This window comes from Nostoc sp. CmiVER01 (genome assembly GCF_034531135.2).
GTDB lineage: Bacteria > Cyanobacteriota > Cyanobacteriia > Cyanobacteriales > Nostocaceae > Nostoc.
Map to the genome: position 1 here is coordinate 163270 of NZ_JAVRBU020000012.1, position 15301 is coordinate 178570.

General features: G+C 40.5%; 16 protein-coding genes and 1 pseudogene. 11 read left to right on the forward strand and 6 right to left on the reverse strand.

All coding sequences use genetic code 11. The features are described 5' to 3' along the window. Nucleotides 1–58 precede the first annotated feature (58 nt). The 3 genes and pseudogenes from groL to RMZ43_RS21800 all read left to right on the forward strand — a co-directional run. Nucleotides 59–1693, forward strand: a complete 1635-nt coding sequence (gene groL, locus RMZ43_RS21790; protein ID WP_322655709.1) for a chaperonin GroEL — start codon at nucleotides 59–61, stop codon at nucleotides 1691–1693. A gap of 186 nt (nucleotides 1694–1879) precedes the next feature. Continuing rightward, on the forward strand, nucleotides 1880–2194 hold the full coding sequence (locus RMZ43_RS21795; RefSeq protein ID WP_322647059.1) for a hypothetical protein: 315 nt from the start codon (nucleotides 1880–1882) through the stop codon (nucleotides 2192–2194). Between the two features lie 220 nt (nucleotides 2195–2414). Next, nucleotides 2415–2723 (forward strand): annotated as a pseudogene (locus RMZ43_RS21800) (DUF4351 domain-containing protein); the annotation flags it as partial. Between the two features lie 43 nt (nucleotides 2724–2766). On the opposite strand, the gene RMZ43_RS21805 reads toward RMZ43_RS21800, so the two are convergent. Beyond that, nucleotides 2767–2994 carry a type II toxin-antitoxin system HicA family toxin gene (locus RMZ43_RS21805; protein ID WP_322647057.1) on the reverse strand — a complete coding sequence of 76 codons (228 nt, stop codon included), beginning with the start codon at nucleotides 2992–2994 and terminating at the stop codon, nucleotides 2767–2769. A gap of 7 nt (nucleotides 2995–3001) precedes the next feature. Beyond that, nucleotides 3002–3232, reverse strand: coding sequence for a type II toxin-antitoxin system HicB family antitoxin (locus RMZ43_RS21810; protein WP_322647056.1), 231 nt, complete (start codon nucleotides 3230–3232; stop codon nucleotides 3002–3004). Between the two features lie 118 nt (nucleotides 3233–3350). Here RMZ43_RS21810 and RMZ43_RS21815 point away from each other — a divergent pair, with 118 nt between their 5' ends. The 5 genes from RMZ43_RS21815 (at nucleotide 3351) to ureC (ending at nucleotide 7427) form a co-directional block, all read left to right on the forward strand. Beyond that, entirely contained in the window at nucleotides 3351–4130 is a 780-nt protein-coding gene (locus tag RMZ43_RS21815; protein ID WP_322647055.1) for a class I SAM-dependent methyltransferase, read from the forward strand. A 16-nt stretch (nucleotides 4131–4146) separates the two neighbouring features. Continuing rightward, entirely contained in the window at nucleotides 4147–4983 is an 837-nt protein-coding gene (locus RMZ43_RS21820) for an urease accessory protein UreD (RefSeq protein WP_322647054.1), read from the forward strand. A 42-nt stretch (nucleotides 4984–5025) separates the two neighbouring features. Continuing rightward, nucleotides 5026–5328, forward strand: coding sequence for an urease subunit gamma (gene ureA / locus RMZ43_RS21825; RefSeq protein WP_322647053.1), 303 nt, complete (start codon nucleotides 5026–5028; stop codon nucleotides 5326–5328). Between the two features lie 14 nt (nucleotides 5329–5342). Further along, on the forward strand, nucleotides 5343–5648 hold the full coding sequence (locus RMZ43_RS21830) for an urease subunit beta (RefSeq protein ID WP_322647052.1): 306 nt from the start codon (nucleotides 5343–5345) through the stop codon (nucleotides 5646–5648). 63 nt (nucleotides 5649–5711) lie between these two features. Then, on the forward strand, nucleotides 5712–7427 hold the full coding sequence (ureC, locus tag RMZ43_RS21835; protein WP_322647051.1) for an urease subunit alpha: 1716 nt from the start codon (nucleotides 5712–5714) through the stop codon (nucleotides 7425–7427). Between the two features lie 151 nt (nucleotides 7428–7578). Here ureC and RMZ43_RS21840 read toward each other — a convergent pair whose 3' ends face one another. Further along, nucleotides 7579–10038: an NACHT domain-containing protein gene (locus RMZ43_RS21840; RefSeq protein WP_322655710.1), complete on the reverse strand. Its 2460-nt coding sequence runs from the start codon at nucleotides 10036–10038 to the stop codon at nucleotides 7579–7581. A gap of 169 nt (nucleotides 10039–10207) precedes the next feature. On the opposite strand from RMZ43_RS21840, the gene RMZ43_RS21845 reads away from it, so the two are divergent. The 3 genes from RMZ43_RS21845 to RMZ43_RS21855 all read left to right on the forward strand — a co-directional run bounded on the left by RMZ43_RS21845 (nucleotide 10208) and on the right by RMZ43_RS21855 (nucleotide 13529). Beyond that, entirely contained in the window at nucleotides 10208–10438 is a 231-nt protein-coding gene (locus tag RMZ43_RS21845; RefSeq protein WP_322655711.1) for a hypothetical protein, read from the forward strand. A 382-nt stretch (nucleotides 10439–10820) separates the two neighbouring features. Then, nucleotides 10821–11975 carry an ATP-binding response regulator gene (locus RMZ43_RS21850; protein ID WP_322655712.1) on the forward strand — a complete coding sequence of 385 codons (1155 nt, stop codon included), beginning with the start codon at nucleotides 10821–10823 and terminating at the stop codon, nucleotides 11973–11975. 168 nt (nucleotides 11976–12143) lie between these two features. Then, nucleotides 12144–13529 carry an aldehyde dehydrogenase gene (locus RMZ43_RS21855; protein ID WP_322655713.1) on the forward strand — a complete coding sequence of 462 codons (1386 nt, stop codon included), beginning with the start codon at nucleotides 12144–12146 and terminating at the stop codon, nucleotides 13527–13529. Between the two features lie 50 nt (nucleotides 13530–13579). Here the strand turns inward: RMZ43_RS21855 and RMZ43_RS21860 are convergent, their stop codons facing one another. From RMZ43_RS21860 to RMZ43_RS21870, 3 genes are all read right to left on the reverse strand, one after another. Then, the gene (locus RMZ43_RS21860) at nucleotides 13580–14185 is read right to left on the reverse strand and encodes a sulfite oxidase-like oxidoreductase (RefSeq protein ID WP_322647047.1); all 606 of its coding nucleotides are present in this window, start codon (nucleotides 14183–14185) and stop codon (nucleotides 13580–13582) included. A 306-nt stretch (nucleotides 14186–14491) separates the two neighbouring features. Next, complete coding sequence (gene rpmF, locus RMZ43_RS21865) at nucleotides 14492–14665, reverse strand: 50S ribosomal protein L32 (RefSeq protein WP_094328804.1); 174 nt, start codon at nucleotides 14663–14665, stop codon at nucleotides 14492–14494. Nucleotides 14666–14777: 112 nt separating this feature from the next. After that, a complete protein-coding gene (locus tag RMZ43_RS21870) occupies nucleotides 14778–15245 on the reverse strand; it encodes a hypothetical protein (RefSeq protein ID WP_322647046.1) in 468 nt (155 codons plus the stop codon). Between the last annotated feature and the right edge of the window lie 56 nt (nucleotides 15246–15301).

Here is a 15301-nt window from a genome sequence, read left to right on the forward strand (position 1 = left end):
CAATACCCAATGCCTAATTCAACAAAAAAATTGACTTACTCCTGGAATTTAGACACCTATGGCAAAGCGCATTATCTACAACGAAAACGCCCGTCGCGCCTTGGAACGAGGCATTGACATACTGGCTGAGGCTGTAGCTGTTACCCTTGGCCCCAAAGGTCGTAACGTAGTCCTAGAAAAGAAATTTGGCGCACCGCAAATTGTTAATGACGGTGTAACGATCGCCAAAGAAATCGAATTAGAAGACCATATTGAAAACACTGGTGTAGCTCTGATTCGTCAAGCTGCTTCTAAGACCAATGATGCTGCGGGTGATGGTACCACCACTGCTACCGTTTTAGCTCATGCGATCGTCAAAGAAGGATTGCGGAACGTTGCAGCTGGTGCTAATGCAATTTCACTGAAGCGCGGTATTGACAAAGCTGCCAGCTTCTTGGTAGAAAAAATTGCTCAACACGCCCGTCCAGTGGAAGATTCCAAAGCCATTGCCCAAGTTGGTGCCATCTCGGCTGGTAATGACGAAGAAGTTGGTCAAATGATTGCCCAAGCAATGGACAAGGTGGGCAAGGAAGGCGTAATTTCCCTAGAAGAAGGGAAATCTATGTTCACCGAGTTGGAAATCACTGAAGGGATGCGCTTTGATAAAGGCTACATCTCTCCCTATTTCGCTACCGATGCTGAACGGATGGAAGCGGTTTTTGATGAACCTTTCCTACTGTTGACTGATAAGAAAATCGCTTTGGTACAAGACCTTGTACCAGTATTAGAGCAAGTAGCTCGTGCTGGTCGTCCTTTGGTGATTATCGCCGAAGATATTGAAAAAGAAGCTTTGGCAACCTTGGTAGTAAACCGTTTGCGCGGTGTACTCAACGTGGCTGCTGTTAAGGCTCCTGGCTTTGGCGATCGCCGCAAAGCTATGCTAGAAGATATCGCCGTTTTAACCGGTGGTCAACTAATCACTGAAGATGCTGGTTTGAAGCTAGATAACACCAAGCTGGATAGCCTGGGTAAAGCTCGCCGGATCACCATTACTAAGGACAACACCACAATTGTTGCCGAAGGTAACGAAGCTGCTGTTAAAGCTCGTGTCGAACAGATTCGTCGTCAAATCGATGAAACCGAATCTTCTTACGACAAAGAAAAACTGCAAGAGCGTCTTGCTAAACTCTCCGGTGGTGTTGCTGTGGTGAAAGTGGGTGCAGCGACCGAAACCGAAATGAAAGACAAGAAGTTGCGCCTAGAAGACGCTATCAACGCCACCAAAGCTGCTGTAGAAGAAGGTATCGTTCCTGGTGGTGGTACAACTCTGGCTCACCTGGCTCCCGACTTGGAAGACTGGGCAAAGAGCAACCTTAAGGATGAAGAGTTGATTGGTGCTTTGATCGTGGTTCGCGCCTTACCCGCACCTCTGAAGCGGATTGCTGAAAACGCTGGTCAGAATGGTGCTGTGATTGCTGAACGCGTTAAAGAGAAGGATTTCAACATTGGCTACAATGCTGCAACCAATGAATTCGTCGATTTGTTAGCTGCTGGTATTGTTGACCCTGCTAAAGTGACTCGTTCTGCTCTGCAAAACGCTGCTTCCATCGCTGGTATGGTGTTGACAACCGAATGTATTATCGTTGACAAGCCTGAGCCTAAAGATGCCGCTCCTGCTGGCGCTGGTGCTGGCGGCGGCGACTTCGATTACTAATACGTAGTTAGATAATTTGTAAAACAGCTGCTTCCTTTATGGAGGCGGCTGTTTTTTTGTTTGAACTGTCTTTGATGAAGCTGTTGCCGGAGGCTAAGGGCGCAAAAATAGTAGTACAAATATTCTGCTAATGAATGAACAGTATAAAAATAGCAGTTATAATATGAATATTTAATGACATTAACCATGAATTATATAGAAACACAAGCAAGTTATGCCAGGAAAAATATTGAGCAAAGACTAGAAAATTTTATTGATGCAGTTGATAATGATAAAAGCTTAAGTCCAGATATAAAAGATCAGCTTGTTTTTTTAAGATATGCTGATGCTTGTGAATTAACATCTATTACAAGTAAGTTTAGACAGCAATTGTCAATAAGTCCTTATATACATTCCGAAGTGGAAAAAAGAATAGGATTGTTAGATATATCTATCCAACATTGGGCAAGATTATTGGATATTAATACCTTATTTTTGTGCAATCATTTTTTATACGTTTAAATAGCTTATCTATTAATATTTTTTATTTCGTAAAAGCAGCTACTTTTCTCAAAAACTAGCCACTTTTTGTAATTTTTCTAAACTCAAATAATTTTCTTGGCGTGCTTCGTGTCTGGTAGCAACATTCAACACTATTTTTAGTTAATCCAACGCTGTTATCTTTAGCAGACGCGAAGTGACTCTTCACAAATTTTACTGCCATAAGTGCCTGAACAAGCCGCTTCCAGATGGGGAGGAGCGACAAAATATCGCGGGTTGTGTAGAAATTCTGGCGGGTTTGCGGTTTGAAAAGGATTTAGTTCGGCAATTTTTGCGGGAGGATATTATGAAAGAGTCTGTAATTTATCAAGATATCGTTCAAAAAGAAGCGTTTAAATTGATTAGTCGTCAGCTTAAACGACGCTTTGGTGAGATTGATGGATTGTTAGTTGAGCAGGTTCGGAATCTATCTGCCGAACAGTTAGAGGAGTTGGGCGAAGAGTTGCTTGATTTTTCGGAAGTTGCTGATTTGGTAGCTTGGTTAGAATAGTAAAAACAAGCTTAATTAAAATGAATACAAACGCCCTTTATTATTAAGAGCAGTTAATAAAATCTTCAGGTTCAATACCAGCTTGCTTTAAAATCGCACGTAATGTTCCTTCTGGCATATCACCAGAATGATTGGGAATAGTAGTGTAAAGATTAGTTTCAGGATTAAACCAGATTTCATGACTCCCTGCGGCTTGACGATGAAAAACAAAGCCAAAGGTTTTTAAGATTTTGATAATCTGTCTGTAGCTAAAGCCAGCTAGCCGTCCCATGAATTGACTACTGACCTACAACTAAAGGATAGTTAAATTGTTCAGCTATTGGTTGCAAATAATCTAGTTCTTGATCCTGAGATTGTGCTTCTAATAACTTACGCGCTACATCACGAGCAATTTCTAAAGTTTCAGAAACAGTCCGTCCTTGAGCTACTAAACCTTGAAGCTCATCAGATGTTGCTAAATAAACGCCTTCAGGTAATTTCTCAACGTGGATGTTTAGCAATCTTTCCATTATTGTGTGTAGATGTTACTGTTTAGAGCGCTTTAATTTTTATGATATCGCTTTTCTGAACAACAGCGATCTCTACAATGGGCTACGCCTAAGCACTTCTACTTTTCCATAAAGACCTATGAGCCAAATTAATCCTGAAACAACGCCCTTACATACCTTAAACCCACTCAACCGATTTTCTGACAGAGCAGAGGATTATGTAAAATATCGACCAAGTTACCCCGCAAATGCAGTTGATATTATCTTGGAAGGATTAGGTGAAAATTCACAACTCGTAGCAGCAGATATTGGTGCAGGTACAGGAATTGCTTCAAGACTGTTAGCTGAACGGGGAGTTAATGTCATAGCTATAGAACCAAACGCGGCGATGCGAGAAGCTGCCCAGGCACATCCTTTGATAGAGTTTCGTGATGGAACAGCAGAACTTACCCAACTACCTGATAATTCAGTTGATTTAGTTACTTGTTTTCAAGCTTTCCACTGGTTCAATCCCGAACCAACTTTATTGGAATTCCACCGCATTTTAAAACCATCAGCACGCTTGGCTGTGGTGTGGAATAATCGCGATCAAGAAGATGCCTTAACTACAGAATATAGCCGAATAGTCCGCGAAGCATCTGATAATCATCCAGCAGAATCTCGAATGCAGTCGGTAGAGCCACTATTAGTAACTCCTCATTTTATCAACATCCGTGAATATAATTTTACTTATAGACAACAGTTAGATTTAACTGGATTTATTGGACGAGCAATGAGTGTTTCTTATTTACCGCGTGAAGGGTCGGTATACGAACAGCTTATTGATAATTTTCAAGAGTTATATCAGCGCTTTCGTGATAAAAATGGTTTTGTCTATATGGTCTATCGTACTAGCGTACACCTTGGTGAAGTAATTTAAAAATAAAAATTTATAAATGATCTGCAACTCAGAAATAGCAGAAGGTTGGCATGGCAAACTTAATTTAGTTTATGCCGATCGCCAGGGTAAAACCCAATTAATTTACAATCACCAACAAGCGCCCCTGAAGGTACAACGCCCATTTTATCCAGAAGGGGAAATTTGTCATAGCGTCATTTTACACACGGCTGGGGGAATGGTGGGAGGCGATCGCTTATCCTCTAATATCCACCTCCAACCCCAAACCCAAGCCTTAATTACTACAGCTGCTGCAAGTAAGATATATCGCAGTAATGGCTTGCAAGCTAGACAAACCATCCAAATGCAAGTTGACGCTGGCGCTTGTTTAGAGTGGTTGCCGCAAGAGACAATTTTATTTAACGGTGCGATTTATCGGCAAGATTTGCGGGTAGAATTAGCAACCGGGGGCAGTTGGTTAGGTTGGGAAATTACCCGATTTGGTCGCAGTGCTAGAGGAGAAAAATTCTTGCAAGGAGAATGGCGATCGCACACGGAAATTTGGCAAGAAGGTATTCCTTTATGGATTGATCGGCAATGGTTAGGGGGTAGCGAAGAAACTTTTCATAGTCCCCACGGTTTGGCTGGAAAACCAATTGTAGGTAGTCTAGTTTGGGTTGGTGGTGCAGTTTCATCAGAAATTGTCGAAAAAACGCGAAATTTATGGGATGGGGAAGGAGAAGCGGGTGTTAGTCGGTTACAACATGGATTATTGTGTCGATATCGCGGTGCTTCTACATCTGAGGTGAGAAACTGGTTTATTAATGTTTGGCAATTGCTACGAGTTTCTTTTTTGAATCGTGGTAATTGTATACCAAGAGTGTGGCAGCTTTAAACGAACCACGAAGGCGCGAAGGACGCGAAGGAAAAGGCAAGAATGCAACTTACGCCGCAGGAAAAAGATAAGCTATTAATTTTTACTGCTGCTTTATTAGCAGAAAGACGTAAAGCAAGGGGTTTAAAACTGAATTATCCCGAAGCGATCGCTTATATTTCTGCTGCTATTTTAGAAGGTGCAAGGGATGGGCAAACTGTGGCTGAATTAATGAGTTATGGTACAACTCTATTGACGCGAAATGATGTCATGGAAGGGATACCTGAAATGGTGCATGACGTACAGGTAGAAGCAACTTTTCCTGATGGCACAAAGTTAGTTACAGTACATAATCCAATTCGTTAATTTTTGAATTTATTATGATTCCTGGGGAAATTATCACACCAGCAGGTGAAATAGAACTAAATGTTGGTCGTCCTACTATAAAATTGCAAGTTTCAAATACAGGCGATCGCCCCATACAAGTCGGTTCCCATTATCACTTTTATGAAGTCAACACCGCCTTAAACTTTGACAGAGAACAAGCGCGAGGAATGCGCCTCGATATCCCCGCCGGAACAGCAGTCCGCTTTGAACCAGGCGACAAAAAAGAAATAACTCTAATCCCCCTCGTTGGTACTCGCCAAGTCTACGGCTTCAACGCCAAAATTAACGGAAACCTCTAAAAACCCTCTGCGTACCTCTGCGCTTCCCTCCGCGTACCTTTGCGTTAAAAAAAAGGATTTTATATGCCTTACAGAATGGATCGCCGCGCCTACGCCGAAACCTACGGCCCAACAGTAGGCGATCGCATCCGACTTGCAGACACAGAATTATTTATTGAAGTTGAACAAGATTTCACCACCTACGGCGATGAAGTGAAATTTGGCGGCGGAAAAGTTATCAGAGACGGAATGGGACAATCCCCAATTTCTAACGCCGATGGTGCTGTAGATTTAGTAATTACTAATGCCTTAATTCTCGATTGGTGGGGTATTGTCAAAGCAGATATCGGCATTAAAGATGGCAAGATTTTCAAAATTGGTAAAGCCGGAAATCCTTATATTCAAGATAATGTAGATATTATTATCGGCCCTGGAACCGAAGCCTTAGCTGGTGAAGGAATGATTCTCACTGCTGGCGGTATTGATGCCCATATTCATTTTATTTGTCCCCAACAAATTGAAGTAGCGATCGCTTCCGGTATTACCACCATGATCGGCGGTGGTACTGGCCCAGCTACGGGTACAAATGCCACTACCTGCACCCCCGGCCCTTGGAATATTTACCGAATGCTGCAAGCTGCTGATGCTTTTCCCGTCAACTTAGGATTTTTGGGCAAAGGTAACGCCAGTCAACCCCAAGGACTTGTAGAACAAGTAGCCGCCGGTGTAATGGGGTTAAAACTTCATGAAGACTGGGGAACCACACCCGCAGCAATTGATACTTGTCTCAGCGTTGCTGATGCTTATGATGTGCAAGTAGCGATTCATACTGATACTCTGAACGAAGCCGGATTTGTCGAAGATACGATCGCCGCTTTCAAGAATCGTGTCATCCACACGTACCATACCGAAGGCGCAGGCGGCGGACACGCACCAGATATCATCAAAGTTTGTAGCCAAGCCAATGTCCTGCCATCTTCCACTAATCCCACACGTCCTTATACTATAAACACCTTAGACGAACACCTGGATATGTTGATGGTATGCCATCACCTTGACCCAGCGATCGCTGAAGATGTCGCTTTTGCCGAATCTCGCATCCGTCGGGAAACCATTGCTGCTGAAGATATTTTGCACGACTTAGGCGCATTTAGCATGATTTCTTCCGACTCCCAGGCGATGGGAAGAGTGGGCGAGGTGATAATTCGCACCTGGCAGACATCTCACAAAATGAAGGTACAACGGGGAACTCTTAACCTACAAGGAACTGAGCAAAAAGCAGACAACTTTAGAGCAAGAAGGTATGTTGCTAAGTATACAATTAACCCTGCGATCGCTCACGGAATTGCTGAATATGTGGGTTCAGTAGAAGAGGGAAAATTAGCAGATTTGTGTTTGTGGCGTCCGGCATTTTTTGGCGTGAAACCAGAGATAGTGATTAAAGGCGGAATGATTGCATGGGCGCAAATGGGCGATGCTAACGCCAGTATTCCCACACCGCAACCAGTGTATATGCGACCGATGTTTGGTAGTTTTGCAAGGGCGCGTCATGCCACATCATTAACTTTTGTTTCCCAAGCAGCTTTAGAGAAAGAAATTCCCAGCCAGCTAGGTTTACAAAAGTCAGCAGTTGCAGTTTCTGGGACACGCCAATTAAGCAAGCGGGATATGAAGCTGAATGATGCATTACCTCACATTGAAGTTGATCCAGAAACATACCAAGTTAGGGCAGATGGTGAGTTGCTGATTTGCGAACCGGCGACAGTTTTACCAATGGCACAGAGGTACTTTTTGTTCTAATTCATCACAAACTAATCTCCGGAATTGAGAAGTTACCAAGAATAGATTCTCGAAACTCCTAGAGACGTGATTTGCAGAAGTGCCAAACTCAATTATCGAGTTTGTTAAAATAAAAGTTTAAAATTTGAAATTAGAAAATATTTGTGTTATTTTATGTTTCTAATTTACTTATTGGTAATAGCAAGTTATGCTCAATTTGCTGTTTAACTTTCTCACTAATATTACAATCGCTGTTTAAGCAGTTTACCAGGAGCTTGTTACTATTATAATACTGCTGTAGTAGTTTCGCTTGTCTATAATTGAACTGCCAGTTATGACCAATATTGCGATGTTCAATCATCAAAGCTGTTAGTTGCTCAGTCCAGGCTTGACTATTTTCGTGCCACCATTCTCCAAATACTTCTAGTTCTTCAAATAGGTTTTCCCATTCTGGTATTGCCTCATTGAGTTTATCTCTTAGTAACTCCAACTCCGTTTTCAATTTTGATTGAAAAGAAGCAGCTAAACTAATAGCATTACCAAGATAATCGTCAATATCAGATATATTACACCAAGCATCATCCCGAGCAACTAACGCTTTTCCACGGGATGATTTATCAATAGTTTCATCAAGAATATCACTAGCATCAAGACCTTGAAAAAAAGCGTTATCTAAGTCATCACTAAGAACAAGAGTATTTGTGAGAGCCTCATTGAGTAACCAATCTATCTCTACATCATCTAAAGTATCTTCTGAATCCCATCCAAGAGCATTATCTAAATCATATATATTTTCTGAATCCAATCCAAGAGTATTATCTAATTTATTTTGTTCACCATCTAAAGTCATTTTAAAATACAATGCTCTGATAGCCGACGGCTTGTAAAAATATCCAAATGAACTAGATTTACAATCAAGCCATTCTAAGAAATGCTGTACTTCCTCATCTGAAGCAGCTAATCCATCAATGTTTTGCTTCATTGCTAATACTAAAGTATCTGCATTTTGCATAAGTCCAGCTGTTAGTAAAAAGACTTCCTGCCAGCGTTTTTCATTTATATGCTTTACTAAATTTTCATACGCTAAAATAGCGACAATTTTTCTAGCACAAAAATACTCTTGAAAAGTTAAATGTGAAAAAGAATAAATTCCTTTTGCTCTTTCCACCAGTAACCCATGCTGGGCTTCAATAGATTTCAAAATTGCTTCGCTATCAAGTCTCAAAACCTCTGGTTTTAAATTAGCAATTTTTAAATTACTGAGAAACTCGGCGATATATGACTCTACAGTTTTTTGTTTAAAGAAATAGTCTTTATGCTCAAAGGTAGTAAAAGCAATTTCGCTTAGTAAATCTTCTTTACAGTACAACGATAAATTTTTATAAACTTGATTGCGCTCAATGTTACGTTTAGCATCCCATTTCTTAAGCAATATATCTAACCCTTCTTTATAAAGTTCTGAACGGTTTGCTGGAAAATCTTCGTTTTCCTCAAATACCAGACACAGTAAGGTTAGCAATAGTGGATTAGTTGCCAGTTCAAAAATACGTTTGTTAGCTTGTAGTTTTTCAACAAATTTTTCAGCTTTGACTTGGCAGTTTAGACGAAACCAGTTGTGAGCAAAAATAGCAATCTGTTCTTTGTCAAAATCTGCCACTTCCACTTCCGTAAACTGTTCAAAGGTGCATTCTTTGGCAGCTATCCTACAGGTTATAACAAATTGATTGGTGTGGAATTGTTCGTAAATCTTCCGAGTTTGCCATAAAACACGCTTTGTATCCTCTTCCCTAACTTCATCCAGACCATCCAATAAAAGCAAAACTTTACTCTGTCTCAACAGTTGCTCAGTTTTCACGTTGCTATTGTGAATACCACAGATAAATAATTGTTGAGTAATGTACTGGAGAATATCTAACTGTTTAGGATCTTGTGCGAAGTCCTTGAGGATGATAAACACGGGAACTCGGTTTGTCAAAAACTGCCCTTCGATGCAGTGCATCGCTAAATACTTCAAAAATGTAGTCTTTCCCGCGCCCGGTTTACCTAAAACCATTAGTTTATTGTGATGCTGCACTGCTTGCAGCCCTGGCACTCGCTTCTCACTAGGTTCGTGAAGTCCAAAATGATCAAAGTCCTCCTGATCAAACTTTTGCAGCAGTTGCCCAATTTTCACTCGCCTGCGTTTTGTGGTTTTCTCCAGAATGTTGACGTTAGTATAGATGCCTCGCTCTCCGGTTAACTTAATAGGCTGATCCATATCCAGCACGCGCATCTTTCCACATTTCTCTTTAATGCTGGATTTGATCTTTTCCCGGATTTCTTGAACTACAACATCAATATCATCCTCTGCAATATCAGCATTTGAGTTATCAGAAGATTTCTGTTGTGAATATCGCTTTTGGAGATATTCCCGCAAGCGGCTTTCTTTCACAGGCCCACTGCCACTGATACTAAACTTTTTGTAAATCCCCGTCAGGCAACTGCTGAGATTGCTGTCAGAGATGTTAAGCGTTTGTGTCACTTCGACTCGGCTCTTGCTATTACCAAAGATTTCCACAAAAACTGCCTTTTCTCTATTTGACAATTCGCTGTATTGCTCTAGTTGTGTAAAGAAGTCTTTTGGTAACGACATATCACCTATTGTAAAATCGGCTTTCAGTTCAGTTTAGCGTGCGTTTCAAGGGAATTACGGCAAGTCATGAGATGTCAAGATAAGTCAGTCTAAGTCACTACAAGTCAAATAAATAACTACAAAACAAAATTGCGACATTGAACTCAGTCAAGCAACTGAGGCGATCGCAATGTTAGAAATATTAATTACTCTGATTCTCAAGAAATCTGTTGAAATAATCCTAGTACTACTGCTGAAAAAAATCTGGGCATGGCTACTGAGGGATGAAAGCTTCCAACGCCTCAACCACTTTCTGAAAATGCAGATTCTTGCATTCTATCTAGATTGGATTTTACTCAAAAAATCTCTAAAATTTCTGCCGGAGCCAGCAAAAGAGAACGATTCAGACACAAGTGGCTAGTTGTGAAGAAGGCAACGGTTTCCTCTATGCTTTAATTTTGAAAACAAATTGTGCAGAATGCTGGACAGATTTTATCCTACATACGGGAAAGCTCACTCTACCATAAGAAGTATGTTGCCCTAAGAAACTCAGAAGGCACTCTTAACTCTTGGGCGATCGCCCATGCAATTATATCTCTAGTTCCTTACCGAAACCGATACATCAAAGTCTCCATAAGTTATTCAATCATTTGCTGCATCCAAAGCTAAAATTTTACCAGCCATAATTTAATAGTAAAAAATACTTCTTAGGTAGGGAGGTTTACAAAAAACTTGGCAGACAAATTGTTACAAATACAGCTAGTCTTACAAAAATTTACTTTTACCTCATATCTTGCATCTATATGACTTCACAATCTTCTCGCTCTGACAAAATTCTAGTTGTTGATGACTCTCCTGATAACGTGTTTTTGATCAAAACTATTTTGGAAGAAGAAGGTTACACCATTAGCACCGCAGAAAATGGGATTTCAGCCTTGGCAGAATTGAAAGCTTCTCCTTGTGACTTGGTTCTGCTGGATCTGATGATGCCAGATATGGATGGGTACGAAGTCACCAAGCACATTCGTGGAGATATGAAATTGGCACAATACATCCCCATACTGCTAATTACTGCCCACGATGCGCCCAACGTCGCCCACGGATTAGACTTGGGCGCTGATGATTTTATCCGCAAACCTGTAACAGTAGATGAATTGCTGGCACGAGTGCGATCGCTCCTGCGCTTAAAGCATAGTATGGATGAACGTGATGAAATTGCCCGCCAGCGAGAAGATTTTGTCTCCCGCCTCACCCACGATTTACGCACTCCCTTGGTAGCCGCCGATCGCATGTTAATGCTATTTCAACAAGGCGCATTGGGAACATTATCACCGCAAATGCAGGAAGTAATCGCTATCATGGCCCGTAGCAATGTAAACCTGCTTTCTATGGTTAATACCTTATTAGAAGTTTATCGCTTTGAAGCAGGTCGCAAAACTTTGGCGTTTCAACCAGTTAATCTGGCCCAATTGTTAGAGGAGGTGATTGGAGAATTAGCACCTTTAGCTCAAGAAAAAACACTGTCTCTAAATTTAGACCTTACTGAGGAATTAAGCACAAAAACAGTAATGGGCGATCGCTTAGAACTGCATCGTCTATTTACCAATCTTATAGGCAATGCGATCAAATTTACCGACTCTGGGTCTGTTACTATTCGTTTAACTTCTCAACACCAGTTTGATAAAAATAGTCAATCTCAGTTATCAGAGAAATCCAATTCTGTTGAATATATTAGTATTAAGATAGCGGATACAGGGCCGGGTATTCCTGCTGAAGAACAAGCCACCATATTTGAACGATTTCGTCAAGGTAGCCACAAGAGTTCTGGTAGTGGACTAGGACTCTACCTTGCTCGCCGAATTGTCGAGGCACACCAAGGCATGATTTTGCTAAATTCTGAGTTGGGCAAAGGGAGTGTTTTTATTGTCCTTTTACCTACTCAAAAAGGAGAAAATTAGCAATTATAAATTATGAATTATTTCATATAATAATTCATAATTTATAAATTTATTTCATTGAACTAGAAGTTTTAGCTATAAATTCAAATTCTAAAAATAGACGAATAAATATATTAATATAGCAACGATTATTTTAAATAAATAGTTTTGTCTATCCTAGAAAAAATAATGATTACTACTGAATTATATAACGTTGGCAATATTATCCAGAATCAGCGTGAGTTTTTTAATAGTGGTAAAACTAAAAATGTCACTTTTCGCATTGAGCAGCTTAAAAATCTTAAGCAAGCAATTATTGAGGATGAACAGTTAATAGTCGAGGCATTAAAAGCAGATTTACATAAACCAGAATTGGAGACTTACGTTACAGAAATTGGCGTCATCAAAAAAGAAATCGATTATGCCATAAAACACCTCAAAAACTGGACTAAGCCCAAAAAAGCACCCGTTTCTTTTGATTTTTTTTCCTACTCGGCGAGAATTTATCCAGAACCGTTAGGGATTGTTTTAATTATTGGCCCTTGGAACTATCCATTTCAGTTAATTATCTCACCATTAGTAGGTGCGATCGCAGCCGGAAATTGTACAATTATCAAACCTTCAGAAATTGCTTCTCATACGTCTGATGTCATTGCTAAGATTATTGCTAAACATTTCGATCCTGCTTATATTGCAGTAATTGAAGGAGACGTGGAAGTAAGTCAAAAACTACTGGCAGAAAAGTTTGACCATATCTTTTTTACTGGTGGTACAGCCATCGGCAAAATCGTTATGGCAGCAGCAGCAAAATATCTCACACCAGTTACTTTAGAATTGGGTGGTAAAAGCCCTTGTATAGTAGATACTGATATTAATCTTGAACACACTGTTAGACGAATTACTTGGGGCAAATTTATGAATGCTGGACAAACTTGTGTCGCCCCTGACTATCTTTTAGTTAATAAAAAAATCAAAAAAGATTTAATAGATGGGCTGGAAAAATGTGTAAGGGAATTTTATGGTGATAATCCTGTAAACAGTCCTGATTATGCCAGGATTATTAGTCAAAAACACTTTGATAGATTGGTTAACTTTCTCAAAGATGGTGAAATTATCGTTGGTGGAGAAACTCAACCTTCAGAGTGTTATATAGCCCCCACAGTAATTGATAATGTCTCGTTAGAAGATTCTATAATGCAGGAAGAAATTTTTGGCCCCATTCTACCCATTATTGAATATACCGACATTGCAGAAGCGATCGCCTTGATTAACTCTAAATCTAAACCCTTGGCGTTATACTTATTTTCTCAAAACAAAAATCTACAAAATCGAGTTTTGCAGGAAACTTCCTCTGGTGGAGTTTGTATTAATGACACAGTGATGCAGGTTGGTGTCTCGTCTTTACCATTTGGTGGGGTGGGAGATAGCGGTATTGGCAATTATCACGGCAAAGCAAGTTTTGACACCTTTTCCCATAACAAAAGTGTATTGCAAAACTCTTTCTGGCTTGATTTAAAATGGCGATACGCGCCATATCAGGGCAAATTGCCTTTAATCAAGAAACTTTTGGGTTAAAAGTTATGACTTGTACAGACAGACGCGATTAATCGCGTCTCTCCTAACTATTAAAACCCAAAAGCGTTACTGTAACGCTCCTCAGCCCAGGGTTCACCACGGCGATGGTAGCCATTGCGCTCCCAAAAACCAAGTTCTTCAGCAGCTAAAAATTCCAAACCATTAATCCACTTAGCACTTTTCCAAGCATAGAGGTGGGGAACAACTAGCCGCATCGGCCCACCGTGTTCAGATGGAAGGGGTTCACCAAAGACTTTAAAAGCAAAGAAGTTTTCTTCGCGCATAAAATCTTCTATAGAAATATTGGTAGTGTAGCCGCCGTAACAGTGTTCCATAATATGGGCTACTTTAGGGTCTAGTTCAATCAGACCCATGAAATCTGTTACTTTTATGCCAGTCCATTTGACATCCAGTTTAGACCAGCGCGTTACACAGTGAAAGTCTGCCGTAAATTCCTGTTGAGGCAGCGCCATAAAGTCTGACCACTTAAAAGTAGCAGGTTTTGCCAAACCCCAAACTCGAAATTCCCATTCCTCAATGGTGACTTGGGGAGTTGCACCGTAAGTTAATACGGGGAAACCTTTAGCTAAGTGTTGACCAGGAGGGACGCGTTCACCCTCTTCCTTCCCTGGTTTCTGAAAAAATTTTCCTAGCATAGTTAGAGAAAAATAAGTTTTCTCAAAATGTGTACAAGCTTTTTTGCTTAGTTGCCAACGGCACCAAATGTTTGATTCTTTATATGATTACTTGATCGTTACTCGTAAATGATAGGTAATGGGTAATGGATATTCCCAATTACTCACTACCAATTTTTTCGATCTAATGAGCTTGTGTAGAGTACCTAAGATTCATAATGCAATCAGGAAAGCTAAAAAAAGCATTGATCCAGTATTAAAAAGTTTGATTGATGACTTTGGTAATCAAATCTATCCGTGCTGTCCACGCTTTTCCTGACTGGGAAATTATGACTCTTCTTCCTCTTCTTCAGCAGCTGGATATACAAATGTAGAACGTCCAGTCAAAATTGATTTGCCCAAAGACAGGGCTTTCTGAGCTTCGACGACGGCTTTATGCCTCCAGGTAGCTCGACGTTTATCTCGTTTTGATTTTGAAGTTTTCTTCTTAGGAACAGCCATGTCAGCAGATATTGCGATTCTTGACAACCTTACTATTCTAGGCCATCCACTGACGCGAAGGACAACAGTAAAGGCAATTAATGAATTGCCTCTACTGAAATTAGGGTTTCGGCTATTTTTTGGGTAAGTCCTGGCTATTTTCCAAGTAAAGTAGCGATCGCGCAGTTTTGAAGTAAGTTGCCCAATTTTGAGCATCGGGACGCGATCGCCATTCGGGACGACTGACATCTAATGCCAGAACTGGTGCGATCGAGCCATTATTTTGTACGGACACAATGATTGAAACATCTGTCACCAAGATATCTTGGTCGAAACTCCGTTGAGCAGCTGCTCTAGCGGCTGCTTCTGCCCTTCTGAGAATGGTTTCATAGTTTTCATCTGGCAGGCGGTCAATAGCTAGATCAACTCTAGCGGTGTAAGCTCGCACAACCTGAGGTGCGATCGCTTCCATCAAAAACCACGCAGGAACAGTAGATATAAGCAAAACTACTAAAGGAATTATCCGGATTCTTCTGGCAATTTGGCTAATAACTGAAAAGGGAGTGATCGATGATGGTAGGTGAGCAGGAATTTTGCTCATAACCTTCTATCTCCTTAGTAATGATCTTTTATTGAATTTAGGTAAAAGGTATTTTC

Bases quoted from the DNA above. Each gene is read 5' to 3' on its own strand.
- RMZ43_RS21870 (WP_322647046.1), bottom strand. From the start codon at position 15,245: ATGAGCAAAATTCCTGCTCACCTACCATCATCGATCACTCCCTTTTCA.
- RMZ43_RS21810 (WP_322647056.1), bottom strand. From the start codon at position 3,232: ATGGAAAGATTGCTAAACATCCACGTTGAGAAATTACCTGAAGGCGTT.
- RMZ43_RS21845 (WP_322655711.1), top strand. From the start codon at position 10,208: ATGTTAGAAATATTAATTACTCTGATTCTCAAGAAATCTGTTGAAATA.
- RMZ43_RS21830 (WP_322647052.1), top strand. From the start codon at position 5,343: ATGATTCCTGGGGAAATTATCACACCAGCAGGTGAAATAGAACTAAAT.
- RMZ43_RS21820 (WP_322647054.1), top strand. From the start codon at position 4,147: ATGATCTGCAACTCAGAAATAGCAGAAGGTTGGCATGGCAAACTTAAT.
- ureC (WP_322647051.1), top strand. From the start codon at position 5,712: ATGCCTTACAGAATGGATCGCCGCGCCTACGCCGAAACCTACGGCCCA.
- ureA (WP_322647053.1), top strand. From the start codon at position 5,026: ATGCAACTTACGCCGCAGGAAAAAGATAAGCTATTAATTTTTACTGCT.
- RMZ43_RS21855 (WP_322655713.1), top strand. From the start codon at position 12,144: ATGATTACTACTGAATTATATAACGTTGGCAATATTATCCAGAATCAG.
- RMZ43_RS21795 (WP_322647059.1), top strand. From the start codon at position 1,880: ATGAATTATATAGAAACACAAGCAAGTTATGCCAGGAAAAATATTGAG.
- RMZ43_RS21840 (WP_322655710.1), bottom strand. From the start codon at position 10,038: ATGTCGTTACCAAAAGACTTCTTTACACAACTAGAGCAATACAGCGAA.
- RMZ43_RS21860 (WP_322647047.1), bottom strand. From the start codon at position 14,185: ATGCTAGGAAAATTTTTTCAGAAACCAGGGAAGGAAGAGGGTGAACGC.
- groL (WP_322655709.1), top strand. From the start codon at position 59: ATGGCAAAGCGCATTATCTACAACGAAAACGCCCGTCGCGCCTTGGAA.
- RMZ43_RS21805 (WP_322647057.1), bottom strand. From the start codon at position 2,994: ATGGGACGGCTAGCTGGCTTTAGCTACAGACAGATTATCAAAATCTTA.
- rpmF (WP_094328804.1), bottom strand. From the start codon at position 14,665: ATGGCTGTTCCTAAGAAGAAAACTTCAAAATCAAAACGAGATAAACGT.
- RMZ43_RS21815 (WP_322647055.1), top strand. From the start codon at position 3,351: ATGAGCCAAATTAATCCTGAAACAACGCCCTTACATACCTTAAACCCA.
- RMZ43_RS21850 (WP_322655712.1), top strand. From the start codon at position 10,821: ATGACTTCACAATCTTCTCGCTCTGACAAAATTCTAGTTGTTGATGAC.